Below are 6,692 nucleotides of genomic sequence, written 5' to 3' on the forward strand. Positions count from 1 at the left end.
CTAGGGCGGGCCTCACCGCTGGAGGTGGAGACCGACCATGACCAAGACCTGCTGCCACGGCGGCGACGCCCACGACCACAAGGGTCACGACCACGCCGCCCACGGCCACCATCACCCGGCCCCGGCCGCCGACGCCCATGCGGTGATCGACCCGGTCTGCGGCATGACCGTCGACCCGCACGCCACCCCGCACCGCGCCGAACACCACGGCCAGCCCTACTACTTCTGCTCGGCCGGTTGCCGGACCAAGTTCACCGCCGACCCCGAGCGCTACCTGAGCGCGGAGAAGGCCCAGGCGCCCGAGGCGCCCCCGGGGACCATCTACACCTGCCCCATGCACCCGGAGGTCCGCCAGGTCGGCCCCGGCTCCTGCCCGATCTGCGGCATGGCGCTCGAGCCGGAGCTGTTCAGCGCCGACGCCGGACCCAACCCGGAGCTCGCCGACTTCGGCCGCCGGTTCTGGATCGGCCTCGCCCTCACCCTGCCCGTGTTCGCCCTGGAGATGGGCGGCCACCTCACCGGCCTGACCGACCGCATCGGCGGCCAGGCCTCCAACTGGCTGCAGCTCGCGCTCGCCACCCCCGTCGTCCTGTGGAGCGGCTGGCCGTTCTTCGAGCGCGGCTGGCGCTCGCTGGTCACCCGCAACCTCAACATGTTCACCCTGATCGCCATGGGCGTCGGCGTGGCCTGGGCCTACAGCGTGGTGGCCACCGTGGCGCCGGGCCTGTTCCCCGACGCCTTCCGCCGCCACGACGGCACGGTGGCGATCTACTTCGAGGCCGCCGCGGTGATCACCGTGCTGGTCCTGCTGGGCCAGCTCCTGGAGCTGCGCGCCCGCGAGCAGACCTCCGGGGCCATCAAGGCCCTGCTCGACCTCGCGCCGAAGACCGCCCGCCGGGTCCGCGACGACGGCTCCGACGAGGAGGTGACCCTGGACCTGATCGTGGTCGGCGACCGCCTGCGCGTCCGCCCGGGCGAGAAGGTCCCCGTGGACGGCGAACTCTTGGAAGGCCGCGTGGCCATCGACGAGTCCATGGTCACCGGCGAGTCCATGCCGGTCACCAAGGAGGCCGGCGACAAGGTGGTCGGCGGGTCGATCAACAAGACCGGCTCGTTCGTCATGCGCGCCGAGAAGGTCGGCGCCGACACCCTGCTCTCCCAGATCGTGCAGATGGTCGCCCAGGCCCAGCGCAGCCGCGCGCCGATCCAGCGCATGGCCGACCGGGTCTCCGGCTGGTTCGTGCCGGCGGTGATCGCGGTCGCCGTCCTGGCCTTCATCGCCTGGGCGATCTTCGGCCCGGAGCCGGCCTACACCTTCGCGCTCGTCGCCGCGGTCTCGGTGCTGATCATCGCCTGTCCCTGTGCGCTCGGCCTCGCCACCCCGATCTCGATCATGGTCGGCGTCGGCCGCGGGGCCCAGGCCGGCGTCCTGATCAAGAACGCCGAGGCCCTGGAGCGCTTCGAGCACATCGACACCCTGGTGATCGACAAGACCGGCACCCTCACCGAGGGCCGTCCCGCCGTCACCGCCATCCGCCCGGCCGCCGGTTTCGACGAGACCGAGCTCCTGCGGCTCGCCGCCAGCCTGGAGCGGGGCAGCGAGCACCCGCTGGCCGACGCCGTCGTCCGCGCCGCCCTCGACCGCGGCCTGGCGCTGGCCGAGGCCTCCGGGTTCGACTCCCCCGTCGGCAAGGGCGTGCTGGGCCAGGTGGAGGGCCGCAGCCTGGTCCTCGGCTCCGGCAAGTTCCAGGCCGAGCAGGGCGTCGACACCTCCGCCCTCGACGCCGAGGCCGAGGCCCTGCGCGCCGACGGCGCCACGGCGATCTTCATGGCCGTGGACGGCAAGGCCGCCGCCGTCTTCGCCATCGCCGACCCGGTCAAGTCCACCACGCCCGAGGCGGTCCGCGCCCTGAAGGCCGAGGGCGTGCGGCTGGTCATGATGACCGGCGACAACCGCACCACGGCGCTCGCCGTCGCCCGCCGCCTCGGCATCGACGAGGTGGAGGCCGAGGTCCTGCCGCAGGACAAGGCCGCCGTCGTCGAGAAGCTCCGCGCCCAGGGCCGCAAGGTCGCCATGGCCGGCGACGGGGTGAACGACGCCCCCGCCCTCGCCGCCGCCGAGGTGGGCATCGCCATGGGCCACGGCGCCGACGTCGCCATCGAGAGCGCCGGGGTCACCCTGCTCCGGGGCGACCTCCAGGGCATCGTCAAGGCGCGGAAGCTGTCGCGCGCGGTGATGCGCAACATCCGCCAGAACCTGTTCTTCGCCTTCGTCTACAACGCCGCCGGCGTGCCGATCGCCGCGGGCGTGCTCTATCCCGTGTTCGGCCTGCTGCTGTCGCCGGCCATCGCCGCCGCCGCCATGGCGCTCTCCAGCGTCAGCGTCGTCGGCAATGCGCTCAGGCTGCGCGGCGTGAAGCTCTAGGAGTCCTCGCCATGAACATCGGACAGGCGTCCCGCGCCTCCGGCGTCACCGCCAAGATGATCCGCTACTACGACGAGATCGGCCTCGTGCGGCCGTCGGCCCGGACCGAGTCCAACTACCGGGAGTACGGCGAGCGCGAGCTGAACGAGCTGCGCTTCATCCGCCGGGCGCGGGGCCTCGGCTTCTCCATGGAGGAGATCACCCGCCTGCTCTCTCTGTGGCGCGACCGCGACCGGCCGAGCCGCGAGGTGAAGGCCATCGCCGACAAGCACATCGCCGATCTGGAGGCCCGCATCGCCGAGATGCAGGCCATGGTCGGCACCCTGCGCCATCTGTCCCACTGCTGCGCGGGCGACGACCGGCCGGACTGCCCGATCCTCGCCGACCTGACCGGCGGGACCGCGCCCAGCGAGCCGCGTCCGAGGACCCGGCGCGGCTGAGACGGCCTGGACCTGGGTCGCGCCGGCGCCTCAGCCGGCGGCCAGCTCCAGGCCCTTCAGCTCGCCCTCGGCCCGCCAGGCCTCCAGCACCTTGGTGAAGGCCACCGGGCCCGCGCCATAGGAGCTGTTCTTGGCGCTCATCGTCTCGGGCATGCCCTCGTTGTTGTAGTAGCCGGGCGTGCATTCCTTCAGGAAGTTCTCCCGCAGCACCGCCAGCTTGACGATGGTGTCGACCCAGGCGTCCTCCGCCTCCTGGCTGGGCTCCACCGTGCGCGCCTGCCGCTCGCCCGCCGCCTTCAGGATGTAGGCGATGTGCTTGGTCTGCTCGTTGATCATGTGCGGGAAATTGGCCGAGAAGCCCGACTGCACGTTCGAGATGATGAAGCAGTTGGGGAAGCCCCGGCTGGTCAGGCCGTGCAGGGTCGCCGCCCCGCCCTTCCACTTCTCGGTCAGCGTCAGCCCGCCGCGCCCGTAGAGCTCGTAGCCCGAGCGGCGCGTGTAGTCGGTGCCGACCTCGAAGCCGGTGGCGTAGATCAGGCAGTCGACCGGATACTCCCGGCCCTCCACCACCACGCCGGTCTCGGTGATCCGCTCCACGCCCCGGCCCTTGGTGTCCACCAGGGTCACGTTCGGCCGGTTGAAGGTCGGCAGGTAGTCGTCGTGGAAGCAGGGCCGCTTGCAGAACTGGTTGTACCAGGGCTTCAGCGCCTCGGCCGTGGCCTTGTCCCGGACCACCTCGTCCACCCGCGCGCGCACCTGCTCCATCTTCTTGAAGTCGGCGAGCTGCATCAGGGCGGCCGGGTCCTCCACCGCCTCGCCGGCCATCATCTTCTTTCGGGCCAGCAGCAGGATGTTGCCGATGATGTCGGTCCAGCCGTCGTTCACCAGGTCCTCGTCGGCGAAGCCGCCCGAGACCAGGGTGTTGAAGTTGTCCATCCGGTACTGCTGCCAGCCCGGCTCCAGGCGCCCCGCCCAGTCCGGATCGGTCGGCCGGTTGTTGCGCACGTCGATCGACGAGGGCGTCCGCTGGAACACGTAGAGGTGCTTCGACCATTCGCCGAGGTGCGGCACGCACTGCACGGCGGTCGCCCCCGTGCCGATGATCCCCACCACCTTGTCCTTCAGGCCCGTGAGCCCGCCGTCGGAGGTCCCGCCGGTGTAGCCGTAGTCCCAGCGGCTGGTGTGGAAGGAGTGGCCCTTGAAGCTCTCCACGCCCGGGATGCCCGGCAGCTTCGGCCGGTGCAGCGGCCCGTTGGCCATGACCACGAAGCGGGCCTTCATGGCGTCGCCGCGGTTGGTCTTCACGATCCAGCGGGCGGCGTCCTCGTCCCACCGCATCTCGGTGACTTCGGTCTGGAAGCAGGCGTTGTCGTAGAGGCCGAAGTGCCGGCCGATCGCCCGGCTGTGCTCCAGGATCTCCGGCGCGCGCGAGTACTTCTCCTTCGGCACGTAGCCGATCTCCTCCAGGAGCGGCAGGTAGATGTAGCTCTCGATGTCGCAGGCCGCGCCGGGATAGCGGTTCCAGTACCAGGTGCCGCCGAAGTCGCCGCCCTTCTCGATGATCCGGATGTCGGCCACGCCCTGCTCGCGCAGCCGGGCCGCGGCCAGCAGGCCGCCGAACCCGCCGCCGACCACCACCACCTCGACCTCGTCGGTCAGGGGCGCGCGGCTGAACCCCGGCTCCACATAGGGGTCCTCGAGGTAGTGGGCGAAGGCGCCGGCGATCTCCACGTACTGCTGGCTGCCGTCGGCCCGCAGGCGGCGGTCGCGCTCGGCCCGGTACTTGTCGCGCAGGGCGTCCGGATCGAAGCCCAGGTCGTCGCCCGTGCGGTCCAGCGTTTCCGACATCCGTGTCCTCCCGGGCCGTTCTCGATGCGGCCACACGCCATCAGCGTGCAATTGACGCCGGGACAATCAAGCCCCGTCAACCGCCGCGGAGCCCCGCACCATACCGAAAGCTCGACAATCGCGCCCCGCCGGCGGTACCGTTTCGCATGACCCTGTTCCGCGCCGCCCTCCTCGCCCTCGCCGCCGCCGCGGTCGCCACGGCCGCTCCCGCCCAGGATTACCGGGCGCCGCGCACCAGCTTCGGCCAGCCCGATCTCCAGGGGGTGTGGACCAACGCCGCCATCACCGGCCTGGAGCGGCCGGCGATGTTCAAATCGCTCACGATCCCTGAAGCCGAGGCCAGGGCCTTCGAGGCCCGCCGCGCCGCCATGCGCGCCGCCGCCGACCGGCCGTCGGACCCGAACGCTGGCGCTCCCCCGGTCGCCGACGACCCCGGCGGCTACAACGCCGCCTGGACCGACCCCGGCACGGCGATGGGCCGCATCGCCGGCGAGGTGCGCACCTCCTGGATCGTCGAGCCGGCCGACGGCAAGCTGCCCTACAGCGCCGAGGGCCGCCGCCTGCTGCAGACCACGCTGGAGAAGGCCCGCAACGGCTTCGACGGCCCCGAGAGCCGCCCGCTCGGCGAGCGCTGCATCCTGGGCTTCGGCTCCACCGCCGGCCCGCCGATGCTCAACGTGCTCTACAACAACCACTACGAGATCGTGCAGACGCCCGACTACGTCACCATCGTCGTCGAGATGAACCACGACGCCCGCGTGATCCGCCTGAAGGACCGCGCCCACGTCCCGGCCCACATCCGCCCCTGGATGGGCGACTCGGTCGGCTGGTGGGAGGGCGACACCCTCGTGGTCGAGACCACCAACTTCAATCCGGGCGAGGTGCTGCGGCCCTATTTCGCGGCCACCATCTACATCTCGGAGGACGCCAAGGTCACCGAGCGCTTCACCCGCATCGCCGACGGCCAGATCCTCTACGAGTTCACCGTCGACGACCCCAAGGTCTTCACCCGGGCCTGGAAGGCCCAGATGCCGCTGAACGCCGCCAAGGGGCCGGTCTACGAATACGCCTGCCACGAGGGCAACTACTCCCTCCCCGGCATCCTCGCCGGCGCAAGGCTCGCCGAAAAGGAAGGCCGCCAGGCCGAGGCCGTGGACCTGACGGAGTAGCAGCGAGGCCGCTACCTTCCTCCGCTCATCCCCGCGAAAGCGGGGACCCAGGCTTTTTCTGTCCCCGGAAACGCCGATGTTCGCCGCCTACATCCTGGCCAGCGGCCGCAACGGCACGCTCTACATCGGCCACACCGACGGCCTCTCCCGCCGGGTCATTGAACACCGGGAGGGCCAACGCGCAGGTTTCACCGCCAGGTACGGCGTGAAAACTCTCGTCTATTTCGAGTACTTCGAGGGGCGCGAAGCGGCCTTCGCGCGTGAGCGGGCGATGAAGAAGTGGCGACGGGCGTGGAAGATCGAACTGATCGAACGGTTCAATCCGGGCTGGCGGGATCTCGCCGAGACCCTGGAGCCGGAATGAGGAAAAACACCTGGGTCCCCGCTTTCGCGGGGATGAGCGATTGATGGGTTCGATCGGCGAGTACGACTACATCATCGCTGGCGCGGGCTCGGCGGGGTGCCTGCTGGCCAACCGGCTTTCGGCCGACCCGCGCCACCGCGTCCTCGTCCTCGAGGCCGGCGGCCAGGACGACTGGGTCTGGTTCCACATCCCCGTGGGCTACCTGTTCGCCATCGGCCACCCGCGCGCCGACTGGATGTTCACCACCGCCGAGGAGCCGGGGCTGGGCGGCCGCAGCCTCGCCTATCCGCGCGGCAAGGTGATCGGCGGGTCCAGCGCCATCAACGCCATGATCTACATGCGCGGCCAGGCCGCCGACTACGACGGCTGGCGCCAGCTCGGCCTTCCGGGCTGGGGCTGGGACGACGTCCTGCCGCACTTCCTGGCCCACGAGGACCACATCGACG

6 protein-coding genes are annotated in these 6,692 nt (G+C 70.9%); 5 read left to right on the forward strand and 1 reads right to left on the reverse strand.

Annotated features, from left to right (window positions below; translation table 11 throughout):
• Positions 1–37 precede the first annotated feature (37 nt).
• Entirely contained in the window at positions 38–2,425 is a 2,388-nt protein-coding gene (locus V7Z97_RS14465) for a heavy metal translocating P-type ATPase (RefSeq protein ID WP_334164138.1), read from the forward strand.
• Positions 2,426–2,436: 11 nt separating this feature from the next.
• Positions 2,437–2,865 (forward strand): Cu(I)-responsive transcriptional regulator, encoded by a 429-nt coding sequence (cueR, locus tag V7Z97_RS14470; protein WP_334164139.1) that lies wholly within the window; start codon positions 2,437–2,439, stop codon positions 2,863–2,865.
• A 30-nt stretch (positions 2,866–2,895) separates the two neighbouring features.
• Here the strand turns inward: cueR and V7Z97_RS14475 are convergent, their stop codons facing one another.
• A complete protein-coding gene (locus V7Z97_RS14475; protein WP_334164140.1) occupies positions 2,896–4,713 on the reverse strand; it encodes a flavin-containing monooxygenase in 1,818 nt (605 codons plus the stop codon).
• Between the two features lie 146 nt (positions 4,714–4,859).
• Between V7Z97_RS14475 and V7Z97_RS14480 the strand changes: the two genes are divergently transcribed.
• The 3 genes from V7Z97_RS14480 to V7Z97_RS14490 form a co-directional block, all read left to right on the forward strand.
• A complete protein-coding gene (locus V7Z97_RS14480) occupies positions 4,860–5,882 on the forward strand; it encodes a hypothetical protein (protein WP_334164141.1) in 1,023 nt (340 codons plus the stop codon).
• A gap of 76 nt (positions 5,883–5,958) precedes the next feature.
• The gene (locus V7Z97_RS14485) at positions 5,959–6,246 is read left to right on the forward strand and encodes a GIY-YIG nuclease family protein (protein ID WP_334164142.1); all 288 of its coding nucleotides are present in this window, start codon (positions 5,959–5,961) and stop codon (positions 6,244–6,246) included.
• A gap of 43 nt (positions 6,247–6,289) precedes the next feature.
• Positions 6,290–6,692 (forward strand): GMC family oxidoreductase (locus tag V7Z97_RS14490; RefSeq protein ID WP_334164143.1); only part of this gene is annotated, 403 nt, incomplete at its 3' end.

This window comes from Phenylobacterium sp. (assembly GCF_036821595.1).
GTDB lineage: Bacteria > Pseudomonadota > Alphaproteobacteria > Caulobacterales > Caulobacteraceae > Phenylobacterium.

Coding starts and splice junctions, on each gene's coding strand:
- V7Z97_RS14475 (WP_334164140.1), bottom strand. CDS start 4,713: ATGTCGGAAACGCTGGACCGCACGGGCGACGACCTGGGCTTCGATCCG.
- cueR (WP_334164139.1), top strand. CDS start 2,437: ATGAACATCGGACAGGCGTCCCGCGCCTCCGGCGTCACCGCCAAGATG.
- V7Z97_RS14465 (WP_334164138.1), top strand. CDS start 38: ATGACCAAGACCTGCTGCCACGGCGGCGACGCCCACGACCACAAGGGT.
- V7Z97_RS14480 (WP_334164141.1), top strand. CDS start 4,860: ATGACCCTGTTCCGCGCCGCCCTCCTCGCCCTCGCCGCCGCCGCGGTC.
- V7Z97_RS14485 (WP_334164142.1), top strand. CDS start 5,959: ATGTTCGCCGCCTACATCCTGGCCAGCGGCCGCAACGGCACGCTCTAC.